The 25,637-nt window shown below is 42.5% G+C and carries 18 protein-coding genes; 9 read left to right on the top strand and 9 right to left on the bottom strand.

Annotated elements, in window-relative coordinates:
* Window position 1: 1 nt before the first annotated feature.
* Both FM019_RS06355 and FM019_RS06350 read left to right on the top strand, forming a co-directional pair.
* Complete coding sequence (locus tag FM019_RS06355) at window positions 2-1,885, top strand: glycoside hydrolase family 13 protein (protein ID WP_260681551.1); 1,884 nt, start codon at window positions 2-4, stop codon at window positions 1,883-1,885.
* A gap of 58 nt (window positions 1,886-1,943) precedes the next feature.
* Window positions 1,944-3,422: an MFS transporter gene (locus FM019_RS06350; RefSeq protein WP_143835084.1), complete on the top strand. Its 1,479-nt coding sequence runs from the start codon at window positions 1,944-1,946 to the stop codon at window positions 3,420-3,422.
* Window positions 3,423-3,499: 77 nt separating this feature from the next.
* Here FM019_RS06350 and FM019_RS06345 read toward each other — a convergent pair whose 3' ends face one another.
* The gene (locus tag FM019_RS06345) at window positions 3,500-4,525 is read right to left on the bottom strand and encodes a LacI family DNA-binding transcriptional regulator (protein ID WP_143835083.1); all 1,026 of its coding nucleotides are present in this window, start codon (window positions 4,523-4,525) and stop codon (window positions 3,500-3,502) included.
* A gap of 290 nt (window positions 4,526-4,815) precedes the next feature.
* Between FM019_RS06345 and glnS the strand changes: the two genes are divergently transcribed.
* Complete coding sequence (gene glnS / locus FM019_RS06340) at window positions 4,816-6,480, top strand: glutamine--tRNA ligase (RefSeq protein WP_143835082.1); 1,665 nt, start codon at window positions 4,816-4,818, stop codon at window positions 6,478-6,480.
* Between the two features lie 115 nt (window positions 6,481-6,595).
* On the opposite strand, the gene FM019_RS06335 is transcribed toward glnS, so the two are convergent.
* The gene (locus FM019_RS06335; RefSeq protein ID WP_143835081.1) at window positions 6,596-7,339 is read right to left on the bottom strand and encodes a YciK family oxidoreductase; all 744 of its coding nucleotides are present in this window, start codon (window positions 7,337-7,339) and stop codon (window positions 6,596-6,598) included.
* Window positions 7,340-7,596: 257 nt separating this feature from the next.
* Between FM019_RS06335 and FM019_RS06330 the strand changes: the two genes are divergently transcribed.
* The gene (locus FM019_RS06330) at window positions 7,597-10,176 is read left to right on the top strand and encodes a VolA/Pla-1 family phospholipase (protein WP_143835080.1); all 2,580 of its coding nucleotides are present in this window, start codon (window positions 7,597-7,599) and stop codon (window positions 10,174-10,176) included.
* A gap of 122 nt (window positions 10,177-10,298) precedes the next feature.
* Window positions 10,299-11,330 (top strand): protease SohB, encoded by a 1,032-nt coding sequence (gene sohB / locus FM019_RS06325; RefSeq protein WP_143835079.1) that lies wholly within the window; start codon window positions 10,299-10,301, stop codon window positions 11,328-11,330.
* 77 nt (window positions 11,331-11,407) lie between these two features.
* On the opposite strand, the gene FM019_RS06320 is transcribed toward sohB, so the two are convergent.
* Both FM019_RS06320 and FM019_RS06315 read right to left on the bottom strand, forming a co-directional pair.
* Window positions 11,408-13,234 carry a M2 family metallopeptidase gene (locus tag FM019_RS06320; RefSeq protein WP_143835078.1) on the bottom strand — a complete coding sequence of 609 codons (1,827 nt, stop codon included), beginning with the start codon at window positions 13,232-13,234 and terminating at the stop codon, window positions 11,408-11,410.
* 71 nt (window positions 13,235-13,305) lie between these two features.
* A complete protein-coding gene (locus FM019_RS06315) occupies window positions 13,306-13,662 on the bottom strand; it encodes a hypothetical protein (protein WP_143835077.1) in 357 nt (118 codons plus the stop codon).
* 133 nt (window positions 13,663-13,795) lie between these two features.
* Between FM019_RS06315 and FM019_RS06310 the strand changes: the two genes are divergently transcribed.
* On the top strand, window positions 13,796-14,557 hold the full coding sequence (locus tag FM019_RS06310; protein WP_143835076.1) for a Nif3-like dinuclear metal center hexameric protein: 762 nt from the start codon (window positions 13,796-13,798) through the stop codon (window positions 14,555-14,557).
* Between the two features lie 26 nt (window positions 14,558-14,583).
* Here the strand turns inward: FM019_RS06310 and FM019_RS06305 are convergent, their stop codons facing one another.
* Window positions 14,584-15,303 (bottom strand): ElyC/SanA/YdcF family protein, encoded by a 720-nt coding sequence (locus tag FM019_RS06305; protein ID WP_143835075.1) that lies wholly within the window; start codon window positions 15,301-15,303, stop codon window positions 14,584-14,586.
* An 80-nt stretch (window positions 15,304-15,383) separates the two neighbouring features.
* Between FM019_RS06305 and FM019_RS06300 the strand changes: the two genes are divergently transcribed.
* Entirely contained in the window at window positions 15,384-16,163 is a 780-nt protein-coding gene (locus tag FM019_RS06300; protein ID WP_143835074.1) for a methyltransferase domain-containing protein, read from the top strand.
* Between the two features lie 7 nt (window positions 16,164-16,170).
* On the opposite strand, the gene FM019_RS06295 is transcribed toward FM019_RS06300, so the two are convergent.
* From FM019_RS06295 to sbcB, 4 genes are all read right to left on the bottom strand, one after another.
* The gene (locus FM019_RS06295) at window positions 16,171-17,166 is read right to left on the bottom strand and encodes a 2-hydroxyacid dehydrogenase (protein ID WP_143835073.1); all 996 of its coding nucleotides are present in this window, start codon (window positions 17,164-17,166) and stop codon (window positions 16,171-16,173) included.
* A 32-nt stretch (window positions 17,167-17,198) separates the two neighbouring features.
* Window positions 17,199-17,681: a glutathione peroxidase gene (locus FM019_RS06290; protein WP_143835072.1), complete on the bottom strand. Its 483-nt coding sequence runs from the start codon at window positions 17,679-17,681 to the stop codon at window positions 17,199-17,201.
* Window positions 17,682-17,807: 126 nt separating this feature from the next.
* Entirely contained in the window at window positions 17,808-19,463 is a 1,656-nt protein-coding gene (locus FM019_RS06285) for a DUF342 domain-containing protein (protein ID WP_143835071.1), read from the bottom strand.
* Window positions 19,464-19,547: 84 nt separating this feature from the next.
* Complete coding sequence (gene sbcB / locus FM019_RS06280) at window positions 19,548-20,975, bottom strand: exodeoxyribonuclease I (protein ID WP_143835070.1); 1,428 nt, start codon at window positions 20,973-20,975, stop codon at window positions 19,548-19,550.
* A gap of 235 nt (window positions 20,976-21,210) precedes the next feature.
* Between sbcB and FM019_RS06275 the strand changes: the two genes are divergently transcribed.
* Both FM019_RS06275 and hrpA read left to right on the top strand, forming a co-directional pair.
* Entirely contained in the window at window positions 21,211-21,624 is a 414-nt protein-coding gene (locus FM019_RS06275; RefSeq protein ID WP_143835297.1) for a CBS domain-containing protein, read from the top strand.
* Between the two features lie 96 nt (window positions 21,625-21,720).
* Window positions 21,721-25,635, top strand: coding sequence for an ATP-dependent RNA helicase HrpA (hrpA, locus tag FM019_RS06270; RefSeq protein WP_409553364.1), 3,915 nt, complete (start codon window positions 21,721-21,723; stop codon window positions 25,633-25,635).
* The last annotated feature ends 2 nt before the right edge of the window (window positions 25,636-25,637 follow it).

Here is a 25,637-nt window from a genome sequence, read left to right as displayed (position 1 = left end):
TATGAAACAGGTTAGTCAGCAAAAACAAATGAGTGTCAGCCGGAACTTTATACTAAGTTTAAGTTTCCTCCTCTTATGTGTGAGTCATTTAACGTCTGCAAAGTCCATCGAGCATTTAGAGCCCGCATTTTGGTGGGTTGGTATGGCACATCCTGAATTGCAACTTATGGTCCATGGGCAAGAGATTGGTCTGACAACACCGCAAATTGATTACAAAGGGGTTGCGCTTACATCTGTTGAAACCACCGATAATCCTAATTTTCTGTTTATCAATTTGAACTTGGCCGACGATGTGAAAGCGGGAAGCTTTGATATTGTCTTTACGCGAAACGGTTTGACTGTTGCCAATTATCAATATGAACTGAAAGAAAGGGAAGCGCTATCTGCGCAGCGCGAAGGTTTTTCACCCAAAGATGTTATTTATCTTATCACCCCAGACCGTTTCGCTAATGGCGACACCAGCAATGATTCGATGGACTCTCTAAAAGAGCAAAAAAATCGTCAGTACAAAGGCGGCCGTCACGGTGGAGACATACAAGGGATTATCAATCATTTGGATTATCTTGATGTCATGGGCTTTACCCAAATTTGGACCATGCCGTTAATGGAAAACGACATGGAACGTTATTCCTATCATGGCTATTCAACAACGGATTATTATCAGATTGACCCAAGATTCGGTTCTAACGAACTGTATAAATCCCTGAGCCAACAAGCCAAAACCAGAGGGATAGGCATTATCCAAGATGTGATATTAAATCATATCGGATCTGAACATTGGTGGATGTACGATAGACCCAGTAGTGACTGGATCAATAACAACTACGAGTTTACGCCAACCACCCATATGCGCGAATCGCTCCATGATCCTCATGCGGTCGAGTCAGATATCGTTGGTTTCAATGATGGTTGGTTTGTTCCAACTATGCCTGATCTAAATCAGCGAAATCCATTGCTGGCGACTTACTTAATTCAAAATGCGATTTGGTGGATTGAATACGCGGGTTTGTCAGGTCTTCGTGTGGATACTTATTCGTACTCAGATATGGACTTTTTATCCGATTGGACAAGACGAGTGATGCTTGAATATCCAAATCTAAACATTGTAGGTGAGGAATGGTCGGTCAACCCATCGATAGTAGCGTTTTGGCAAAAGGGTTCACCACGACACAATGAATATAAAAGTGATTTGCCAAGTGTTATGGACTTTCCAACTCAGGTGAAGTTAGTCAATAGCTTAACCAAATCCGAAACCTGGGCCACAGGCTTGCGTGAACTGTATGAAAGTGTTGCCAGTGATTTTGTTTACGGTGACCCATACAATCTTGTGGTGTTTGGTGACAATCATGATATGAGCCGTATTTATTCACAGTTAAATGAAGAAACGGACCTGTTTTATATGGCAATGTCCTACGTATTGACCACTCGAGGAATCCCGCAAATCTTCTATGGAACAGAAATATTAATGGCCAACCCTGGTACCGATGACCACGGTATAATTCGCACCGACTTTCCTGGGGGATGGCAGTCTGACAAGGTCAACGCATTTACTGGAGAAGGATTATCAAAAGCCCAGCGTGATGCTCAATTGTTTATGAAAACATTATTGAACTGGCGCAAAACCAGCTCTGCGATCACCCAAGGAAAGATGAAGCATTATACGCCTAAAGATGGGGTGTACGTGTATTTCAGGCACAGCGAAGAACAAGCAGTGATGGTGATATTAAATAAAAACGATGTTTCAGTTGATTTACCCTTGGCGCGTTTTTCCAAAATGATAGGTGAGGCGTCTCACGGCATCAATGTTATTGAGAAATCTAGGGTTAGTTTAAACAATAAGTTAACCCTTTCTGCAAAAAGTGCGACAGTTTTAGAACTAAAATAAGCGAAGTTATCGCGGGACATAGTCGCTTTAAAAGCGAACGAAAATAAGAGTAGGTATAATGCAAAAAACACAACCACAGTTAAGTTTCTGGCAAATATGGAATGTCAGTTTTGGCTTCTTGGGCGTCCAATTTGGCTTCGCTTTACAAAATGCCAATATTAGTAGGATCTTGTCTGATCTGGGTGCTGATTTGCATTCATTATCATTGTTTTGGCTCGTCGCGCCTATCATGGGGCTACTTGTTCAACCGATTGTTGGTGCCGCTTCAGATCGCACCTGGAACAGAGTAGGGCGTCGCAAACCTTATATTTTGGCTGGGGCTTTTGCCGCTGCATTGGGAATGTATTTGATGCCCAACGCGCCTTTGTTCGTGGCAATCATGGCACCTATGTTTTTTGGTGCAATGATGTTGGCAATCATGGACGCGTCATTTAATGTGTGTTTTCAACCTTTTCGCTCGTTGGTGTCCGATATGGTGCCTCCAGAGCAGCGCAACAAAGGCTATTCAATTCAATCTTTATTGATCAACATCGGTGCCGTTGTCGGTTCGATTCTTCCTTTTGTTTTAACTAACGTGGTGGGCTTAGAAAATACCGCAAAAGTAGGTGAAGTTGCGCCTTCTGTTACTTGGGCATTTTATATAGGTGCTTCAGTTTTACTTGGTTCTGTTATTTGGACAGTGATCCGCACAAAAGAATATGCACCGGAAGATTATTATGCGTATAAGGGACTGGATGCTGCGCAGATGCTCAAAGAACAACAAGTCAAACGCAGTCTAGGCGAAAAACTAAGTGAGTTTTTTAAGTTAGTGGCGAGTATGCCCAAGACCATGCGCCAACTCGCAGTTGTGCAGTTTTTCTCGTGGTTTTCATTGTTTATTATGTGGGTCTACACGACGCCAGCTATTACCCAGCATATCTGGGGAGTAGAACCCAAATGGTTTGATCAGGACTTTTTGTCTTCTTTGTCAGAAGTTCCTGCAGATATACTTATTGCCAAAGGTGCTGCTGGAGATTGGGTTGGGATTATGTTTGCGGCGTATTCTTTGTTTGCAGCGCTATTTTCTATCGTCTTGGCAAAATTGGCAGACAAATTTGGTCGCAAATTTATATACTCCAGTTCGCTGTTACTGGGTGGGTTAAGTTATATCAGTTTTATGTTTTTTCAAAATCCAGAAGCAACGGTGGTCAATCTATATATCACTCAGGTCACAGTGCCAGCAGGTGCGGTAAATCTGATGATCCCCATGATTGGTGTAGGGATAGCCTGGGCGGCGATTTTGGCAATGCCATATGCAATGTTAGCCGGTGCATTGCCAGCTGATAAGACCGGAGTCTACATGGGAATTTTTAACTTCACTATCGCGATGCCGCAAATTGTATCAGGCCTGCTATCAGGCTTTATTGTCAGTTATGTATTTGATAATCATGCTATCTACATTCTAATAATGGCAGGTATATCGATGTTATTAGGTGGTTTGGCGGTCTATTTTGTGCAGGAACACGAACAGGTTACAGATTTAGAAGCCGTGTCCTAATGAATGTAAAGAGCCGAGCATACGCTCGGCTTTTTTATTCATTTACGAAGTTAATTGTCTTGGGCGTGAAGCTACTATTAATCGCTACCGCAAGATTTTCTGACAACAACATCCACCGCCATCAACTGAGGGGCAACCTCTTCGCCATTAATCAATTTTAACAAGCTGTTGACCAACAACTGACCTGCAAGGCTAGTATTTTGGGCCACAGTAGTCAGTGCTGGGTTGGTAAAACGTGCAACGGGAATATTGTCGTAACCTACCACTGCAACATCATTTGGCACATTCAATCCTTTGTCTTGAAAGGCCTGCATGACACCAATTGCGATCAAATCGCTGGCACAGAATATAGCGTCAACATTTGTTTTTTGACGCATTAAACTGACGGCCGCCTGATAACCCGATTCTTCTGTCGATATCGCTTCAATTTGGTTAGCAGAATCGACAGACAAATTGTGCTTGTGAATCGCATCGCAATGTCCCAGGTAACGAGCGTGAAACTCGGGGGCATGATTGTCTGCACCGCCTATAAATGCAAAATGCTTTTTACCTAACTTAATGAGATGTTCGGTAATATCGAATCCGCCTTGATAATTGTCACATCCAATAGAGACTCCAGGGTGGTCTTTATCTTCCGCTCCCCAGCGAACAAAATGGGTTTCTTGCTCTTCAAGTTGGGTCAATTTATCTCGATAATCGACAAAATCACCATAACCCAACAAAATGATCCCATCGGCTTTGTTTGTGTCTTCAAAATCTGCATGCCAATCATCACTCATGTTTTGGAACGAAATGAGCAGATCATATCCTGCTTGAGCACTGGCTTTGGTAATGCTGCCTAACATGGATAGGAAAAATGGATTGATCAACGAATCATCGGTGGTGGGATCTTCAAAAAGCAGTAGCGCAATTGTGCGGCTCTGCTGTTGCCGAAGGTTACTGGCGTTTTTATCGACTTTGTAATTTAATTCTTTCGCTATGGCTTTAACTTTGTCCCGGGTTTCCTGATTAACCAACGGGCTGTCTCTCAATGCTCGAGACACCGTGGACTGAGAAACGCCGGCTAAATGGGCTATATCAAAGGAGGTCGCTTTTGCTTTCATACCATTCTACTTTCAAAACTCATTAGTCAGGATGAACCATCACCAATTTGAAAATAATTCATAATAACTAACGTTTATACACCAGGTCTGACCTGAAATCTTGTATTTATTTTGTCATATCAACAACGTCATGGTGACGTATTTGCGGCTAAACGCTTTATATTCTTGGTTTTGCCCATACATGAACAACTTCGCATGGGTAGTTAATTTTTTTAAAAAGCGTTTTGCCTTTTTATCAAAGTGCTATACTGCGTTCTTTTTTCAGCATTCGATTTACAGGGGAACACTCAATGGCCGAGACAGACATTCGTCCGACCAATTTTATACGTCAAATTATCGATAAAGATTTGCAATCTGGATTGCATTCAACAGTTTGTACTCGTTTTCCCCCAGAGCCAAATGGTTACCTTCATATTGGGCATGCCAAATCCATATGTTTAAACTTTGGAATTGCTCAGGATTACAAAGGAAGCTGTAATTTACGTTTTGATGACACCAATCCTGACAAAGAAGATATCGATTTTGTCAATTCGATCAAAGATGACGTGCACTGGCTAGGTTTCGAATGGAATGGAGAGGAGCGTTATTCTTCAGGATACTTTGATCAACTGCATGGATATGCGGTGGAACTGATTGAGAAAGGTCTAGCCTATGTGGATTTTTCGAGCCAGGAAGCCATGCGTGAAATGCGCGGAACGCTAAAAGAGCACGGCAAGAACAGCCGATTCCGCGAAACGTCTATTGAAACAAACTTAGCTGAGTTTAGCAAAATGACCGCCGGGGAATACGCTGAAGGTCATTGTGTGTTGCGCGCTAAAATCGATATGTCGTCTGCATTTATGTGCATGCGCGATCCCGTCATTTATAGAGTGAAGTTTGCTCACCATCATCAAACCGGTGACAAATGGTGTGTTTACCCGATGTATGATTTCACCCATTGCATTTCAGATGCGATTGAAGGGATCACTCATTCATTATGCACACTCGAATTCCAGGACAACAGACGATTATATGATTGGGTCATCGAGAATATCAGTATTCCTACGCAACCCCGTCAATACGAATTCTCCAGACTGAATCTTGAATTTACTGTTTTGAGTAAGCGAAAGTTGATCCAGTTGGTTGAAGAAAAATTTGTCAGCGGTTGGGACGATCCCAGAATGCCGACCATTGCAGGACTGCGACGTCGCGGCTACACGCCAGCTTCAGTTCGCGAGTTTTGTAAACGCATCGGTGTGACTAAGATGGATAACATGGTCGAAATGGGTATGTTAGAAGCCTGTATTCGTGATGATTTAAATGAAAACGCGAATCGCGCAATGGCTGTCCTGGATCCGGTGAAAGTGGTGATTGAAAATTACCCACAGGATAGTAGCGAAATGTTAAACGCGGCCAATCACCCTAATGATGAAGGTCGAGGGACACGCGAAGTACCTTTTTCAAGAGAGCTATATATTGAAGCGGAAGACTTCCGTGAAGAGGCGAATAAAAAATTTAAGCGATTGGTATTGGGCAAAGAAGTGCGTTTGCGAAACGCATATGTGATCAGAGCCGATAAAGTTGAAAAAGATGCTGACGGTAAAGTCACTACAATTTTTTGTCACTATGATGGCGATACGCTAGGTAAAGATCCCGCCGATGGCCGCAAAATAAAAGGGGTTATCCACTGGGTGAGTGCTATCCATGCTGTACCTGCTGAAATTCGTTTATATGATCGCTTATTCAACGTGCCAAACCCTGCCGCTGAAGAAAACTTCGCTGCAGCCATTAACCCTGAATCCTTGGTAACCAAACAAGGTTGGGTTGAGCCAAGCTTAAAAAATGCAGAGCAAGGGGTAGCGGTCCAATTTGAGCGCACAGGCTACTTTTGCCAAGATAAAGACAGTAGTGAAGAACGGCTTGTATTTAATCGAACAGTTGGTTTACGTGACACTTGGGCAAAAATGGGTGGCTAACTGACAGGTTTCCAAAACAAACGTTTCGTTGGACCAAGGTAAAACTTCGATGCTTATTAACCAGCGCCAATCGGTTGTAATTTAACTGATTGGCGCTTTTTTGTTTGCTGGCTATTTATTTCGGTTGTGCAACGAAGGTGTTGCCGGTTTTGTCGCTGCTGTCATCACTCATTAAATATAGATACAGTGGCATGATCTGCTCTGGTGTTTTCAGCGTTTTTGGGTCTTCGCCTGGAAATGCTTTTGCTCGCATTGTGGTGCGTGTACCGCCAGGGTTAATACAATTAAATCTTAATGAGGAGTTTGCATACTCATCTGCCAATACTTGCATCATACCTTCGGTCGCGAATTTTGAGATCGAGTAGCTGCCCCAAAATGCTCTGCCTTTATTGCCTACCGAAGATGAGGTAAAAACCACAGATCCATTAGGTGCGAGTTGCAAAACATCTAATAACGCTTGCGTCATCAAAAACTGACTTTTTACATTGACCTGCATGACTTCGTCATACATATCTTCGCTAATCTGATGAAACGGTTCCAAATGACCCAATATACTGGCATTGTGCAGAACACCATCCAATCGACCAAATTGGTTTTCTATTGTTGACGCCATGTCTTGGTAGTGCTTTTTTGTGGCGCCTTTTAAATCCAAAGGTACGATAGCAGGCTCTGGATATCCTTTTTCGACGATTTCATCGTAGACTTTTTCGAGCTTTTTGACCGTACGACCTAACAAAATAACCGTCGCACCAAAGCTCGCATAAGATAGGGATACTGCGCGTCCGATACCGTCCCCAGCACCAGTAACTAAGATGATTTTATTTTTTAAAGAGTTTGCTTGTGGTGAAAAATTGAGCATTGCTAAAGTTGCGTTAAACTAAGGGAGAGGGATCTTATCATTAGCATGCATTCTGAGGTATCCATTTCTTTATGAGAAACAGCTAACAAATACTTAACAAACCTTTGCAAATAGGTAACAAAGTCAATACTATGGGTGGAATGATAACTGGTCATACTTGTTGAGAAAGCGATTTGTTGAAGCTTTAAACTAACTTTGATTAAATTGTGAGCTTTTTCTCTAAGTTACTAAGAATTAACCGTATTGTGGGAGAAATAATGAAAAAACTGTTAATCAGCACAAGTATCGCTGCAGTGTTTGTGCTCGCTGGTTGCGGTGGTGGAGATGAACTTAAACAAATTCAGGCTGAGACACCGAGCACGGTGCCGGCTTCAAGAATTATGTTTGATCCTACCAACAGTGTACTCAACGTTCCTAATGATTTGTTTTTCGCATTGGTAGAACAAACAGATGACGGCACGTTAGAGTTGCCCGACGAAGTCGCAGGGCAGGCTAACGGTGGAACGCCTGATTTTGGTAATCCTTCCGCTGCACTCGGTGCCCTGGATGGTTGGTCGACACAACATCCTTTTTTCTTTTCTACTAGCCATCCCGCCGGTGTATCCTTAGATGCGTCGTCTGCTGCTGCACCGGGTGCAGTACGAATTTTTGAAGGTGCAATAGGTGGTGACTTAAATGATCCGGACTGCACAACAGCGCCCCCGATCACAGGGTGTAAAGTAGGCGAAGAGCTTACCTTCGGTGTGGATTTTATTACCCAAGCCAATGGAAACGATGTTGTTATCGTTCCCCTTAAACCGTTCAAAGAATCTACCTCTTACTACGTTGTTGCAACCACCGGATTAACCGCAGGGGGTCAAGCGCTTCAACCCTCTACAACCTACGAGCTCGTGAGTCAGGACATTAATACTTTACCCTTGGCTACAGAGTCACAACGTGGACTTCAGGGCATTATTAATTCTTATGAAGCAGTATTGACCGGTCAAGCAGGGGTAAATCCTGATTCAATTATTTTTACATTCACGTTCACAACCCAATCGACAACGCAAATAGTAAATACGGCTAAGCAGTTACAAATTGCCGGATTTGCACAAGCCTTACAAGCAGGTCAGACACCTCAGCAAGCGGCGGCTTTCTTGCCAGTTATGCCGGTTACTGAAGCGCCAGTTGACAATGCATTTGATGTCTTAGCGTCGGTGCTTATCCCTGCCGACCAGCTCGCTCAACTTACAGCGGTTGGGTTAAATACCTGTAGTGGTTTAATTGCAGCCGTGACTAACCCTGCTTCGCCATTGTTCTCAACGGCTGCTGGTGTGTTTCCTTCTGTTGGTGCATTCTGCGCAGCTTCAATGAAGGCTGGAACCGTAGATTTACCCTATTATTCTAGTGCTGCAGATCCGCTCAACGGTCGTTGGACAGCGGCTTGTACAAATGGCCTAGCTTTGCAAACAATTGGTGCTGAACAGATTGGCGCATTGTTAGCCAATGGAACTATTACGGCTGGCCCGAATAATGCGCTTTGTCAGGCAGCTTCAGGTGGGCAGTTGCTAGATTTGGATTTAACGAACCTTGGTATCAATGATTTGCGTCACGTTACCCGTTACAGTCCAATCCCTGCGCGCCAGGGTCGTAATGAAGATGGAACAGAAACACTCGATGTGCAAATTACTGTTCCTGACGAGTCTGTTATCGCAGTGTTGGCAGCATTACCTGGTTCAACTGTTGCACCAGTGACCAAGCCAGAGTCAGGGTGGCCTGTTGTGATCTTACAGCACGGTATCACGTCTAAAAAAGAAGACTTCCTTGCAATTACTGGCGCGTTATCTGTGGCAGGTTATGCAACAGTAGCCATTGATCATCCGCTGCACGGCAGCCGTGGATTTGAAGTTGACGGCCGAACGGTTAATACGTCAAGAGGTTTTGGTGGTTCAACAACGGACTACATGAACCTGGCATCGTTATTGACAACTCGAGACAACAATCGTCAAAGCATTGTGGATACTATGGGATTGAGATTAGCACTCAACGCAGTTGTGGACACCACAGGTGGAACTGTTGATTTGGATGTGGGTAAAGTTTCTTTCATTGGGCAAAGCTTAGGGTCGATTTCTGGCATAGGCACGGTATCGATGTCTAATCAATCCTTTGGTGAAGGCAACCCTCTGGCTGCATTTGATGGAATGTATGCGTTTGAATCAGCAGTCTTTAGTGTCCCTGGTGGCGGTATTGCTGGATTCCTGATTGAGTCTCCTAGCTTTGGAAGCTTGATTAAGGGTTCATTGTTAGCTGCTTCTAGTACTGACTTTCAACAATTTCTTGGTGCATTTGCTGCGCAAAATGGCATCCCAGTTGAACAAGCTTTAGCGCCTGCGTTCGATGCATTTGAAGCGCAACTCAGTGCGGCTCAACTAGCTGAAGTCAATGCAACTTTTGCCAGCTTCGTATTTGCCGCGCAAACCATTACTGATGCTGCTGATCCGAATAACTATGCTGCATTGCTAAGTAGCAATTCCTCGTTCATGTTTCAAGAAATTGTGGGCGGTGGTTTAAATGATGATGGCAGTACTGCTTTGCCAGATCAGGTGATCCCAAATAGTACAACTCGCTCTCCCACATTTGCTGGAACAGAACCTTTGGCAGCGTTCGCAGGTTTGCAAGGCGTGTCAAGTACCGCGCCAGGTAATGGCTTGGTGCGTTTCATTGCTGGTGTTCACTCTTCGTTGCTTAACCCCTCACCAAGTGCGGCGGTTACAACAGAGATGCAAAGACAGGCAGCTGCGTTTTTAGCAACACAAGGCACAATTGTGATTACTGATACTTCTGTGGTTGCTAACTGATCGATTAGTCGAGCTTTATAGGCCAAGTCATTGACTTGGCCTTTTTTTTGCCTTTAACTTCGAGTTTAAAACAATAAAAATGTCCCCACATTATTGGGGTAATTTAAAAATGGAGTGTTAATTTGGATTTTTTATTTCAGTATGGTTTGTTTGTCGCTAAAGCAATTACCATAGTCGTTGCGATTTTGCTAGTTGTAGGAGGGGTTATCGCTTTGGCCTCCAAACAAAAGCAGGGGGCAGGTAATTTAGAAATTAAGTCATTGTCTGAGCAAATAGATGACTTAAAGCAAAATGCACAACAATTGTTGCTTTCAAAGGAACAACTTAAAAAACGCGAGAAAGATAAGAAAAAAGCGGATAAAGAAAAAAAGAAAAACAAATCAAATGACGAGAATGAGGACAAGCCAAACTTGTTTGTCATTGACTTTAAAGGATCAATGGATGCCCACGAAGTTGATAACCTGCGAGAAGAAGTGACCGCTGTTATTTGTAGTGTACAGGATAAAGATGAGGTGCTTGTTCGATTAGAAAGTGGTGGCGGTGTCGTCCATGGATATGGGTTGGCTGCTTCTCAACTACAGCGACTCAAAGACAATGGAATACACCTTACTGCAGCGGTGGATAAAGTCGCCGCAAGTGGCGGATACATGATGGCATGTGTGGCCGACACGGTTCTGAGCGCAAAATTTGCAATTATTGGTTCAATAGGCGTCATTGCTCAACTTCCTAATTTCAACAAATTGCTTAAAAAGAATAATATAGAATTTGAACAACACACTGCAGGTGACTTTAAACGCACGTTGACTATGTTTGGCGAAAATACCGATCAAGGTCGTGACAAATTTAGACAAGAATTAGAAGAAGTGCATGTAATGTTTAAAGATTTCGTTTCTGAACATCGCGATAACATTAATATCGATAAGGTCGCGACGGGTGAATATTGGTACGGCAGCAAAGCCGCGGAATTGGGACTGGTTGATACCATCCAAACATCAGATGACTTTCTTTTAGGTAAACTTGATTCTCATAAAATTTATTCAGTGAAATATACTAAAAAGAAACCTTTGCCCGAAAGACTGGGAATGGCTGCGTCAGCGGGCTTAGAGTCAGCCTTTGTAAAGCTATGGACAAAAGGGCAGAGCCTATTTAGGTAATGCCCAGTAAGATATACTGTGTAACTATTAAAAAGAGCGACTAATGTCGCTCTTTTTGATTGCCAAGGTTCATCGAATTACCAGCCACATTGACGATCTTTATTTTGCTCGTCCAACCAACCTTTTAGCGGTGCAAAGTAATCTAAAATGGCCGTCGCGTCCATTTGATCTTTGCCTGTTAAGGTTTGTAACGCTTCTTGCCAGGTTTTACTCTGACCTAATTCAAGCATGTCATTCAATGCCTTACCCGCTTCAGCACTGCCATAAATTGAACATCGATGCACTGGACCCTCGTCACCAGCGATTTCACACAAAGATTTGTGGAACTGGAACTGCAAAATATGAGCGAGGAAATACCTTGTGTAGGGCGTATTAGCCGGCACATGATACTTGGCTCCTGGGTCAAATGCATCTGCTGGGCGCTCGACTGGTGCCATCAAACCTTGATACTTTTCTCTAAGCTCCCACCACGCCGTATTGTATTGTTCTGGTGTGACTTCACCAGAGAGCACTTTCCATCTCCACTGATCGACAAGCAAACCAAAGGGTACAAAAGCGATTTTATCCAGGGCGAGTTTTAATAACATGCCAATATCGTTGGATGCATCTGGTACTTGATCTACCAAACCAATTTGTTTTAGGTATTTGGGTGTAATTGAAAGGGCAATAGTGTCGCCAATAGCTTCATGGAAACCATCGTTAGCTGAACCTTGGTACAATAGCGGTAGGTGATTATAGGCACGTTGGTAATAATTGTGTCCCAATTCATGGTGAATTACGGCAAACTCTTCACCGGTTTTTTGAATACACATCTTGATCCGAAGATCATCTTTACTGTCAATATTCCATGCAGAAGCATGACATACGACATCACGATCGGCTGGCTGGCTAAATTGAGAGCGTTGCCAGAAAGTTTCAGGCAAAGGTTCGAATCCAAGTGATGAGAAAAATGACTCTGCCTGTTTAACCATTTTCACTTCATCGTAGTCATGCTGAGCCAACGCGGCCGTAACATCTATGACATCTAATTTTTCTTCCGGTTTGACAATGTCGTATATGTTGCCCCATGTTTGTCCCCACATGTTACCCAGCAAATGGGCAGGGATTGGTTTATCTTGCGATACCACATCCTCACCATATTGTTCGCCAAGCTCAGCACGAACATGGCAATGTAATGCTTCATAAAATGGTTGCACTTGTCCCCAAAGGCGATCTAGCTCTGCTGCAAACGCGTCGGCTGGCATATCGTAGCTGCCGCGCCACAATTCACTCACATCTGCTAGTCCCAGTTCCTTTGCGCCTTCATTTGCAAGTTCAGCTTGTTCAGCGAATAATTCTTTCATTGGCGGAGATACTTGTCGCCAGCCTTCCCACATTTCTAACAATAATTCATGGTCGCGTTCAGTAGCCATGATGTTAGCCATTTCTGTCAATCGGAAACATTCGTCTTCTGAGCGGCAATACTTACCACTGCCATACATACCGCCTAACTCTGATCCTAATTGCGACAAACGAGCGGCCTTGGCCTCGTCAGCTGGTGCTGGCATTACTAGACCGTTTCGCATCAAGTTCAGTTTTCTACGGGTATCTGGATCGACCTCTACGTTATTAAATTTGGCGGACTCTTTCGCCAATTCAGACGCCCGAGCCGTTAGTTTCCCAGACAAATGGGCAGTAACAGCCGCTGTATCTTGATTGATGTAAGTCTGATATGCCCACTCAGCTTGCGCTGCGGGCAGCTGTAGCGCAGCAAGTTCAGCTTGTGCATCATCGATAAACTTTTTAGCATCTTCGGCTGTTAGTGCAGGCTCTTCAGTCAATGCTGGAGATTGACTATTTCCGCAGGCGCTTAACCCCAGAGAGGTAAGCATAAATAGTGCGATTTTTGTATTTCGTAAATACATTTTATTCCTCGTTTTAGAAATAAAAAAACGGCCAATAAGCCGTTTTTATAAATATTTAGTCAAACTAAACCCTATCTTGGTAATCTAGAACCAGGGTTGCGTTCAAGGATCTGCTCCGCCCAATAAGCTTTAACTGAGAATCCTGAATCCGCTTTTTTCTTTGTAGCTTTTTTGGCTGCAGGTTTTTTCGTCGCTTTAGCTGCTTTCGCTGGTTTTTCAGTTTTTTCTGCAGCTTTTTCAACTTTGGCTGGCGCCGCAGAACCTGAAAGTTCTTGGGTCATTTCTTCCAAAGCCGCTAAACGAACGTTTTTTCCGCCATCTACACTATACCAACCACCTTTGGCTTCGATTTCGGGTGCTTTTCCATTAGCGGCTGTGTAAGCTTGTACAAAATTTTCAACGACTTGTTCTTTATCCAGTTTACTCATTGCGTGATTAAACCCTTTTCTAGTTAATTGTATTTGAATTTCGTAGCCAGCTTTTATACCTTGTTTTGCAAATAAAGTCTAATTTCGCATTTTATGTAGCGAGACTGTGTTAAAAATGTAAATGGAACCCTTGATGACCTTAAGTAATAAAACGTTGCTAGACTATTTAAATCAATTACTACAACCACAAAATGTACGTGATTATTGCCCTAATGGATTACAAGTTGAAGGCAAAGAGCACGTCTCAAAAATAGTCTGCGGCGTAACTGCTTCACAAGCCTTAATTGATCAGGCGATTTTACATAAGGCCGATGCAATTTTTGTTCATCATGGTTTTTTTTGGAAAGGTGAGAATGACTGTATTCAAGGGATGAAGCGCAAAAGAATCAAAGCACTATTAGACAACGATATAAATTTGTATGCTTACCATCTTCCTTTGGACATTCATCCTCAATTTGGCAATAACGCTCAACTTGGTAAATTGTTAAGTATTCAAGATTGCAGGGTAATTGATCCTCGTGACAAACAGTGTGTTGTTATGCGAGGGGAGACTCAATACCCAACTAGCGCAGAAGATTTTACCAACAAAGTTGAAAAGCTACTTGGCAGAAAACCTCTTTTAGTTGATGGGGGCGGTCATCAAATACGCACTATTGCCTGGTGCACAGGCGGAGGGCAAGGGTATATTGAGCAAGCAGCAGAAAAGAATATAGATGCTTTTGTTAGCGGCGAAATTTCTGAACAAACGGTGCATACTGCCAGAGAAATGGGTATTCATTTTATCGCTGCCGGGCATCATGCAACAGAGCGCTATGGTGCGAAAGCCATAGCCGACCATTTGCAAGAGCAATTTAATTGTGATGCAGAATTTATTGATATCGATAACCCAGCATAATTTTTCATCAGACAGGTTCAAAAGAATTAGGCGAACAGCGACGTGATCCAAACATAGGTATTGCCTAACCATTCGTACCACCAACGTTCGAACTTTTTAATGTTTTGCGAATCTGGAAAAAAAGCTCCTAATGTTGGGTTATCTGATTCTCTCACAAAATGATGGGTGGGCGCTGCGATGGGGGATAACCCCGCTTGCTCGAATAAAAACACTGCGCGTTTCATATGGGTTGCCTGAGTCACTAATGCGAAGGGTTTTCCATTTAACATTTTGCGCAGATTTTGAGCTTCTTCACCAGTATCTCTGGATAACTCAACAGCAATTATTCGGTTTGAGTCAACGCCCATTGCAGTAATGAATTGTTTAGTCATGTGGGCATTGCTGAAAGTTTGGTTTCCAACATGCCCCGAGGTGATGATTTTGGCTTGTGGGTTGAATTGCAAAATACGTATGGCTTCTGCAGCGCGCACGGAGGAGCAGGGAGAAAGCTGCGAGGTAATCGGCAGCGCTCTGTCATTTACATGCTGACAGCCCAATACTACGATATAGTCGACAGGCTTGGATAAATCATACTGGGGGTACTCACGTTCCAGTGAATAGAGAAGATGGTTAGGTAACGGGGAAAATGACACGACGACGAGTCCTAAAGTTGCAAACGATATTGACCATTTCGCTTTCACATAATTTTGTCTAAATAAAAAAAACAACCCGACGATCATTAAAACAAGTATTATAGGAATTGGCATGACAAAAACGCCTATAAACTTTTTTAATAGAAAAAAATCCACTTTATAAACACTCCATTACTCGTTTTGGTTATACAACAATGACAGAACCTTCCGATCACAGCTTTGACGCGATAATTGAAAAGTTTGCGCAAAATATCTATGGTTCTACCAAAGGTAGATTGAGGCATGAACTACTCGTGCACCACCTAAAGTATCATATCAATTACGCACAGCCTACGCTTGATAAATCGTTGCAGGTGATTGATGTTGGTGCCGGTACGGGGATCATGTCTGCAGAATTTGCCCGTTATGGTCATCAAGTAACATTTAACGATATATCAAATGATGCCCTTGGCTTCGCGAAGGGCCAATTATCCGATTTTAATAATGTGCACTTTTTATCCGGTAGTTTAAGCGAATTATCCATGCAAAACCGCTTCGATATTGTGCTGTGTCATGCGGTTTTGGAGTGGCTGGTCGACCCACACGCAGCCATCGTTAAACTATTGTCATTGCTGAAACCAGGTGGTCATCTATCCTTGAGTTTTTTCAATCAAGATGCACATCGATTTGGAAATTTACTTTACGGAAACTTCGACTACGTGATGGCCGGTATGCCACAGAAAAATACTGTGCGGTTAAATCCCAAAAATGCACTAAGTCCAAACCAAATATTGACCTTCATCGAAACACTGGATGTCACAGTTTTACATACTGCAGGGTTAAGGTGCTTTCATGATTATCTGTACGATCGCGACAAGCAAATTGAAGAATATAATGTTCTGAAAAAAATGGAGATTGAATATGGAACGCAATCACCCTACAAGTGGCTAGGTAAATATTTTCATGTGATTTTAAGAAAAAATCGCCAAGAATAATCCGAGGTTAAACTAAAAAGGTGTCTTCTGATTTTTTACCGTCGTTAAACATTTTAATATTTTGTAATGTGGTAAGCGCAATCTGCTGCAAAGCTTCGTGGGTAAAGAATCCCTGATGCCCGGTAATTAATACATTAGGAAAACCAACCAGGCGGTCAAAAACTTCATCTTGCATGATTTCCCATGATTTATCTTCAAAGAACAGTTCGGATTCCATCTCATATACATCCAATCCTAAGTAACCAATTTTTCGTTTTTTCAACCCTTCAATGACAGCCTTCGAATCGATTAGACCTCCACGAGATGTGTTGATCAACATGACATTGTCCTTCATTTTCGCAATACTTTGTTCGTTGACTAAGTGCTGGCTTTCGGAAGTTAAAGGGCAGTGTAATGTAATAATATCTGACCTTTCGAGCAGGTTTTCGATACTGGTGTAATCCACATTGTGCAGTTGCGAAATCGAAGCGTCAGGGTAGGGGTCGGTGACAAAAATGTTACAACCCATTCCATGTAAAATGTTGATCACGCATCGACCAATTTTTCCGCTACCTACGACCCCAACAGTCTTACCATGAAAATTAAACCCAACCAGCCCGTCTAAACTAAAATTATTCTCGCGGACTCGATTAAAGGATTTGTGAGTTTTCCTATTAAGCGTCATCATAAGCGCTATAGTGTGCTCAGCAACCGCCTCGGGTGAATAGGCAGGTACCCTGGAAACGCTAATGCCAAGCGCCTTGCAGTGCTCCAGATTGACATTATTAAAGCCTGCGCAACGTAGCGCAATATGCCTAACTCCGTAATTTTTCAGTTTATCTAATACGCTGGAGTTGAGTTGATCATTAACAAACACACAGACACAATCGTATCCTTTGCACAAAGGCACTGTTTCGAGGGTTAGGCGTGCTTCTTGAAAATCTATTTGCAGGCCTAACGCCTCATTTGTCCGAGAAAAATATTCTCGGTCATGTTTCTTGCTGCTAAAACACAGCGTTTTCAATGGCTTGTTCTCACTAGGTTTGAGCGAATTTGTTAAAGTTGTTTTTCGATGTCTTTTGCCATGTCTTCGGGCTTGGTATTCGGTGCATACCTTCCCACTACCGTGCCATCACGAGCAATAAGAAATTTAGTGAAGTTCCACTTGATGCTTTTACTTCCGAGTAATCCCGGAGCCTGATCTTTTAGAAAGTTATATAAAGGCGAGGCGTTCTTGCCGTTTACTTCAGACTTTTTAAACAATGGAAAATCAACATTGAAGTTCAACGAGCAAAATTGCTCAATCTCTCCATCATCCCCTGGTTCCTGGTGTCCAAATTGGTCACAGGGAAATCCCAACACAACAAGCCCTTTGTCTTTATATTCATCATAGACACTTTGAAGACCTGTGTACTGTGGGGTAAATCCGCATTTACTCGCAGTATTTACGATAAGAATAACTTTGTCTTTATAGTCTGCAAGCGATTTTGTTTGGCCATTATTAAGAGGCATTTCAAAATCGTAGATGCTGGTACTCATAGTATGTTCTCTTTAATCCATGTAATTGAGAAGGCAGTCTACATGTTTCACTACTAATCGGCCAGACCATCAAACTAATTGGCCAGGGCAGTGCACTTTGGCAATCCAAACGTTGGCTATACAGCCTTACATTAATGGATCGTAATTCCATTGATGCCCTTCGTAATGCACCTTTGCCTTGCCATATTCTCGTTCAGCTCGCCATGTGCGATTATTTAATTTTACAACGACACCCGCATACAGACGTTTGTTAGCAATGAGTTGTATATCTTGTTGATAGGACTCTTTGAGGAGTCTCATTTTTTCGACTTTCATTTCAAGCCATTCTAGTAGTTGAATCTCACCTCTAAACAATTCTTCAGCTTCTTCGAGCTTCTTTTTCAATTCAGGATGTATCCTTTTACTACGGATGATGTCGAATTTGTCTTGATGCCTGGATTTGTTGTCTTTTATTTGCTGTAGCAATTCATCAACCGTATCTTTTCTCTCTAGGAGAGTATTAAATCCTGGGCTGAAATCTACATTTAAGTGACTACCGGAAACGGCCCCAAGCGTGCCAGCCGTCACCGCCGCATTGCATTGAATGTCGCATGCAAATAAATTTCCATTGGGTTTGTCAATGGGCCCCACTGTCACGCTGCCACCACACACAATTTTGCTGTATGCAAGCTGCCTACCTATGGTGACATTACTTTTGCATTGAATGTTTAGTCCTTGACCGTGTTGGACGTGGACACTGCCATCTGAAACGAGTTTTGTGCTAAATTCAGTGCTATTCTCATTCACTTTACCCATAGCGCCTTCAGTGATGATGATATCTCCACCGGCAATAATGGTAGCAGATTCAACAAAACCATTAACAGTAACGTCTCCGCTGGCGTGGATCTCCATTTTTTCAGTCACATCACCATTAACAAGCACTGCACCGTCATACTTGATGTTCCCTGTGCCAACGTTCACACCTTTGCAAATGAAAGTATCGTCAACCCACATTTTGTCATTTTGAAATTTAGGCATTCCGGTAATTGCTGCAAGATAAATATTTTCGTCTTTGTCACTTACCTTGGTGCCATCGCCTGGTCGGAATTTAATCCATTTACCAGGCTTTCGCTCTAATTTCGAGCCAGTCACGGTAAAGCCGTGTCGTCCATTGGTTGGTGGATTTCGTTTGAGAATTTCTGTTTCAGCTTTTACGCAAATGACATCGCCCAAATTACGCATGTCTACTCTGCTAGACCCAGAAGTTTGTGGGCGAAGTATGCGCTCTAACGCATTTGGTACAAGAGGCTTTAACTTGGAGTCGCGACCATTTTTAACAGGCAATCCTTTGGCAACTATATCCTCAATTACAACTCCAGGTTTGGCTTTTTTCGCTTGAATAGCCATTGCTCTAAGGCGTTTTTTACTTAATCCGCGGACAATGCCTTTTTCTTTAGCTTGTTGAAGAAGTTCTTTTGGCGAAGGGGAGTGCCCACCATAAGTCGTTGTAATGCTGAGCGAACCTATCATGTCATTGTCTTCAATCCGAAACTTTACTACAGCGTCTTTTTTTTCCGCTACGGTTTCGACGATAGGTTCATTATTGCCATCTTTTGAGGCTGTCTTATAGGCGTTGAACGCATTGAGCAAATTGTCTTCGGACAAATAAAAGTCTTTGTATGGACTTTTATCGAAAGCTTTACGCAGCGCTTTAACGTCAAAATTGCCCATAATGTCAGCGGGCTTAATAACGACGTCAAGAAACACTTGTGTTTGGTCTAACTTAAATTCAATCCCATTCATCGCGACACCCAGATTTCCGTAACAAGACTTGTGAATTATATATCGACACTTTTACAGATAATATTATGTAAATGGATGGTTAATCTACAAATTTTCAGCATATTGATATAAAGCCCTGAGAATAGCCTGTTTTTCAGGGTTATTCTGATGTTCTGTGCTCAGTTGTTCAATTTGCATAATATACTCATCTAGTCCAATACTGGCCGTTGATTCAGGGTCGGCTAGCCTATGTTGTCGATGTTTTTGCCATTGCATTACTTGCTCATGATTAAGCGTGCTTGGATAATTTCTAGCTTTGTATCGAAATAACATAGTTTGTAGGCGGCTATCATCAAATTGCCAAGTCTCGGTTTCTAATTGTTTGGTAGAAGCTGTTCGGATCTGTTCCATGACTTTTTTGTCATGGTCTGAGAAAAAGCCACCCGAATAAAGCGCAAAATCTACATCGAGTGTTGTCGTTTTCTGTTCTTCTTCGAAAAGGTTGATGAGTTTGTGTTGAATAGACGAAGCTCGCTTAATTTTGGTCAGGTTTTCCAAACATTTTTTTCTGTCAATACTCAGTCTCTGTGCATTGTCTTCGGTAAGGGTTTTTGCTGAAGCAAGGATTGGGCATTTGTTTAGGTGAATGAGTTTAATTGGAAGTCTTTGTTCTCCAGGTGCCAACTCTGATGAGGGTTGATACAGCTTGTCTTTTAACTCTGAAGGTTCTAAATCAAACAAAGGCGATGGGTCGAGGGCTAAATTCAAGCAAATAACCGCATTTTTATTTGTCGGATGCCACGCCACAGGCACTATCCATGTACAACATCCTTGAATAGCGGGTAGTTTTGACGAAATATGTACTAAAGGTGTAAAACCCTCTATATCAATTAACGCTTTAACCTTGTTTTTTGAGCGAAGATTGAAGGCGTAATCAAATAATTTCGGTTGAGCTTCTTTCAATTTCTTGGCCAACCCTATAGTTGCATAAACATCCGACAATGCATCATGGGCATCCGCATGGCTTATCTCATTAGCTTCACTTAGCACTTCCAGTTTGAAATTTGGTGAACCATCGTCTTTGTATACCCAATTTATGCCTTCTGGTCTCAACGCATAGCAGGTTCTAACCAAGTCAATAATATCCCAACGGCTATTACCGTTTTGCCACTCTCTGGCATAAGGGTCATAAAGATTTCGATATAGAGTGTAGCGCGTCACTTCATCATCAAAACGAATGCTATTGTAACCGGCACTGCAGGTCCCAGGTCGAATCATTTGCTGGTGAATTTTTTTAATAAATTCAGCTTCAACAAGGCCATCTCGAAGGGTCAATTGTGGGGTGATGCCTGTTACCAAAGCAGCTTGCGGTTGAGGCAAATAGTCGTTGGGGATCTGGCAATACCATTTTACTGGCCGATCAATGATATTCAACTCTTCATCGGTGCGAATTCCTGCAAATTGGCATGCAACATCTTTTTGAGGGTTTACGCCCCAGGTTTCATAATCATGCCAAAATATAGAGCGGCTCAAATTTTTCTCTCATTCTCTACGACTTAATTTATTGCCCCAAAGAGTAACAAACCTGGGAAGGACACTCACCTAACTTTTAAAAAAAAGTGCTTTTCCATTAGTGGAAAAGACATTATTCCAAAAAAACCGTGATTTTTTTAGAAATCGTTAGGTTTTTTAATCAGTTATGTCTATCTTTAACTTGTGGGTTGAGCAAATTAGACGCCGCCCGTTTGACTATTACTTAGGAGGCACAGTGGAGTCTTTAAAAGTCAACGATTATATGAATAGACGTCCGGTTACATTTACCACAGAAATGCCAGTCGCTGAAGCAGTTGAAAGGTTACTGGGTGGTAGACATACCGGCGGAGCAGTGATTGATATTAAAAACAAACTTGTTGGATTTTTATCTGAACAGGATTGTATAGAACAAATGATAGAAAGTAGTTACTACCGAGAGCAAGTAGCCAGAGTTAAGGACATCATGCGAACTGAAGTTCTATCTGTGAAATCTTATGATTCAATACTAGAAGTTGCACAAAAAATGTTGGCTGAAAAACCAAAAATCTATCCGGTGGTTGATGATGACGGCTATTTTTTAGGTTGCATTAGCCGCGCAGACGTACTTTATGCGATTGATGTACAACTTCGAGACGGTTATAAACGATAACGCTCAAGTTTATCGCGATTATTACAGACAAACGCTAGAATTTCGCAGAGTATTCTTCTAGGATCTCTGCGTTTTTATTTCTGAATTGAGTATCCTTTGTCTGCCCCTAATCCACCAACGACTTTAACCATCAAACAAATGTATGATGCGTTGCCCGAATGCTTGGGTGCAGATCGGCACAAATTACGCCGCAAAATACGTCAAATTACTAAGAAAAATAACGAGGATTCAACTGAGCGACAAGTTTCCCTTCAACAACAAATTTTACGTTCCCAACAAAAAAGGATGTCGCGAACGCAAAATGTTCCCGAAATTGAATATCCAGATCTGCCAGTTAGCGAACATCAACCACAGATTGCCGAGGCCATTCTCAACAATCAAGTCGTTATCATCGCGGGAGAAACTGGCTCGGGCAAAACCACGCAAATCCCCAAAATTTGTTTGCAATTGGGCAGAGGCATCGACGGGCTCATTGGTCACACTCAGCCAAGACGCTTGGCGGCGAGAACCGTAGCTGGGCGCATTGCAGAAGAATTAAATTCTGAATTAGGCCATTTCGTAGGATACAAAGTACGCTTTAACGATCAGGTTAGCGAAAATTCCTATATCAAACTAATGACAGACGGGATCCTGCTTGCAGAAATGCAAAATGATAGGTATCTCAGTCAATATGATACTTTGATTATCGATGAAGCCCACGAGCGTAGCCTGAATATTGACTTTATTCTTGGCTTTGTCAAACAGCTGTTACCCAAACGCCCTGACTTGAAGGTGATTATCACCTCAGCAACCATTGACCCCGAGCGTTTTTCTGAGCACTTTGACCAAGCACCCATCATTCAGGTAAGTGGCCGCACTTACCCGGTCGAAATGCGCTACCGGCCATTGGAAGAATACGTTGATGGCGCCGACCAAGTGCAAGGGATTATTCGCGCAGTGGAGGAACTCAGTAACGAAAAACCCGGTGACATTCTAGTTTTTTTAAGTGGTGAACGAGAGATTCGCGATACTGCAGATGCTCTGCAAAAACGCCAATTTCGGCATACAGAAATATTACCGTTATATGCCAGACTTTCAGTAGCGGAGCAAAACAAAATATTTCATTCCCATTCTGGACGCCGAAGGATTGTATTGGCAACTAACGTTGCGGAAACCTCTTTGACTGTTCCGGGAATAAAGTACGTTGTTGATCCGGGCTTTGCCCGGCTTTCTCGCTACAGTTACCGAAGTAAAGTACAACGCTTGCCTATCGAAGCCATTTCTCAAGCGTCTGCTAATCAGCGCGCCGGTCGCTGCGGTAGGGTATCTGAGGGAATTTGTATTCGTTTGTATTCAGAAGATGATTTCCTTAATCGAACAGAATTCACGGATCCCGAAATTCTTAGAACCAATCTTGCATCGGTTATTTTGCAAATGCTCTCTTTAAAACTGGGGGACATTGGTTCTTTTCCATTTGTACAACCACCAGATAATCGTTTTGTGAATGACGGATTTCGTTTACTAGAGGAAATCCAAGCGGTTGAAAAGCGCGAAGGTAAGTTAGTTTTAACCCAAATTGGCAGGCAAATTTCAAAATTGCCGATTGATCCACGTTATGCGCGTATGGTTGTAGAGGCAGGTAAAAATGGCAGTCTAGCCGAGCTTATCACTATTGCCGCTGGGTTAAGCATACAAGATCCTAGAGAACGACCTCAAGATAAACGCAGCGCCGCAGACCAGTGCCATGAAGCCTATACTGACAAGCAATCTGATTTTATCGCTCTGTTGAATTTATGGAACCAATTTAAATCAGAACAAAAATCCCTTTCTTCAAATCAACTGCGCAAATGGTGTCAGCGAAATTTTATTAATTATTTGCGAATGCGCGAATGGCAAGACGTGGTTAGCCAGCTTAAAAAGGCCATCGTGGAATTAGGATATCGTCTTAATTCTCAGCCTAGTGAATATCAAAATATACACAGTGCTGTATTGTCGGGTTTGTTATCACATATCGGGTTTAAGGATAAAGAACGAGAGTTTTTAGGTGCTAGAAACATGCGGTTTTCTATATTTCCTGGCTCTCCGATATCTAAAAAGCCACCCAAATGGACGGTAGTTGCCGAATTGGTCGAAACATCCAAATTATTTGGACGTTTTGCAGCAAAAATTGAACCTGAGTGGATTGAGCCACTGGCCACACATTTGACAAAAAGCCAGTACAGCGAACCTTACTGGTCAAAACGTCAGGGAGCTGTGCTCGCGTTAGAAAAAGTACTGTTATTTGGTGTCGCAATTGTCAATAGCCGTAAAGTTCAATACAGCCATATTAATCCTGAAGAATGTCATGAAATTTTTATCCGCGAGGCGTTAGTCAACGGCGAAACAAAACTCACGCAGGCTTTTATTGCCCATAATTTGTCTTTGGTTGAGCAAGTACTGACGTTAGAGGATAAAACCAGGCGACGAGACGTTTTAGTTGATGAAGAAGATCTTGTTAGTTTTTATCAGCAACGCATTGCAAAGAATGTGGTTAATGAAAAAAGCTTTAATAAGTGGTGGAAGTCATTAAATGAATCGCAGAAACAGTCTTTAAATTTTGATTTGGACTCACTCAAAAAACATCAACCGCAAAAAGCCAATGCATTTAACTACCCAGATGAGTGGCAACAAGGGAATCTACGTTTAGCCTTACAGTACAAATTTGAACCCAATCATGCTGATGATGGGGTCAGTGTTGTCATTCCACTACCGCTATTAAATCAAGTGGAAGAGCAGGGGTTTGACTGGTTGGTACCGGGTTTTCAACATGAATTGATTGTCACATTAATTAAATCCTTGCCGAAAAAGTTGCGCCGCAACTTTGTGCCTGCACCAAATTATGCCGATGCGTGTATGGAAGATATGTCTCGCACAGACAAAAAGGGTAACGGGCTAACGTTTATTGAGGCATTAAGTCGCAAATTGCAAAGAATGACGGGTATTGAAGTCAGTAATGAGGAATGGCAGTTACAAAGTTTACCGGCGCATCTAAGATTCAACTTCGTCGTTGTTGATGGTCAAGGTAAAACCGTTGAGCAAGGCAGAGATTTGCACAAGTTGAAAAACGCTTTGCAAGGCAAGGTTACCCAAACACTCAAAAAAGCCGCAAAACCCGATATTGAAAAGCAAGAATTAACCACTTGGTCGTTTGGTGAACTCGAAACAGAGTATGTGGATCGTGCTCAAGGCTATGAAGTCAAAGCCTACCCAGGGTTGGTTGATGAAGGCAAGTCGGTATCTATCCGGTTATTTGATAACAAAGAAAATGCGCAAGCGTCGCATAATCTCGGGGTACGCAAATTAGTTAAATTGAATATTCCATCACCCCTAAGTTATTTGCAGGAAAAACTGCCTAATAAAGCGAAACTGGGACTGTATTTTAACCCTTTTGGTCAAGTTAAAGCGTTGATTGACGACTGCATTGATGCTGCTATTGATCAAATGCTTTTGCGTGTCAATGACACCAGCCAATCACAAATTAGAGACCCTCACGGTTTTGACACGATAAAGGAACAGGTTAGGGCCAATATTAATGACGAAGTACTGCAAATCGCGGCAAAAGTAGAAAAAGGCTTAACGCTGGCCCATCAGATCCAAAAGCGTTTAAAGGGCAATGTGCCACTCAATCTAATTAGTGCTCACGGCGATATCAAACAACATTTGTCGAGCCTGGTGTTTCCTGGTTTTGTGGCAAGTATCGGTGCGGATAAACTGGACGATTGGAATCGGTATATCACAGGCATTCACAGACGTTTAGAAAAGTTACCTATCGATCCAAATAAAGACAGAATGCACCAGATGGTCATTGACAAGGTTCAGCAATCCTACCAATCCAGTTTGAAAAAAATTCCTGATGGCAAGATGGTCCCGTCTGAGCTAAAGTTTGTTCGGTGGATGATCGAGGAGTTACGTGTTTCATTGTTCGCTCAACAGTTAGGCACGTCCTTCCCCATTTCGGCAAAAAGAATAGAAAATCATTTGCAATCATTTTGAAC

Origin of the sequence: Aliiglaciecola sp. M165, assembly GCF_007197995.1 — a bacterium.
Classification (GTDB): domain Bacteria; phylum Pseudomonadota; class Gammaproteobacteria; order Enterobacterales; family Alteromonadaceae; genus Aliiglaciecola.
The sequence above is the reverse complement of the archived record's forward strand: the minus strand, read 5'-3'. Positions and strand labels throughout refer to the sequence as shown.

Bases quoted from the DNA above. Each gene is read 5' to 3' on its own strand.
- FM019_RS06320 (WP_143835078.1), bottom strand. From the start codon at position 13,234: ATGTATTTACGAAATACAAAAATCGCACTATTTATGCTTACCTCTCTG.
- FM019_RS06330 (WP_143835080.1), top strand. From the start codon at position 7,597: ATGAAAAAACTGTTAATCAGCACAAGTATCGCTGCAGTGTTTGTGCTC.
- FM019_RS06300 (WP_143835074.1), top strand. From the start codon at position 15,384: ATGACAGAACCTTCCGATCACAGCTTTGACGCGATAATTGAAAAGTTT.
- FM019_RS06345 (WP_143835083.1), bottom strand. From the start codon at position 4,525: ATGAAAGCAAAAGCGACCTCCTTTGATATAGCCCATTTAGCCGGCGTT.
- glnS (WP_143835082.1), top strand. From the start codon at position 4,816: ATGGCCGAGACAGACATTCGTCCGACCAATTTTATACGTCAAATTATC.
- FM019_RS06310 (WP_143835076.1), top strand. From the start codon at position 13,796: ATGACCTTAAGTAATAAAACGTTGCTAGACTATTTAAATCAATTACTA.
- FM019_RS06315 (WP_143835077.1), bottom strand. From the start codon at position 13,662: ATGAGTAAACTGGATAAAGAACAAGTCGTTGAAAATTTTGTACAAGCT.
- FM019_RS06350 (WP_143835084.1), top strand. From the start codon at position 1,944: ATGCAAAAAACACAACCACAGTTAAGTTTCTGGCAAATATGGAATGTC.
- FM019_RS06285 (WP_143835071.1), bottom strand. From the start codon at position 19,463: ATGAATGGGATTGAATTTAAGTTAGACCAAACACAAGTGTTTCTTGAC.
- FM019_RS06355 (WP_260681551.1), top strand. From the start codon at position 2: ATGAAACAGGTTAGTCAGCAAAAACAAATGAGTGTCAGCCGGAACTTT.
- FM019_RS06335 (WP_143835081.1), bottom strand. From the start codon at position 7,339: ATGCTCAATTTTTCACCACAAGCAAACTCTTTAAAAAATAAAATCATC.
- FM019_RS06305 (WP_143835075.1), bottom strand. From the start codon at position 15,303: ATGCCAATTCCTATAATACTTGTTTTAATGATCGTCGGGTTGTTTTTT.
- FM019_RS06290 (WP_143835072.1), bottom strand. From the start codon at position 17,681: ATGAGTACCAGCATCTACGATTTTGAAATGCCTCTTAATAATGGCCAA.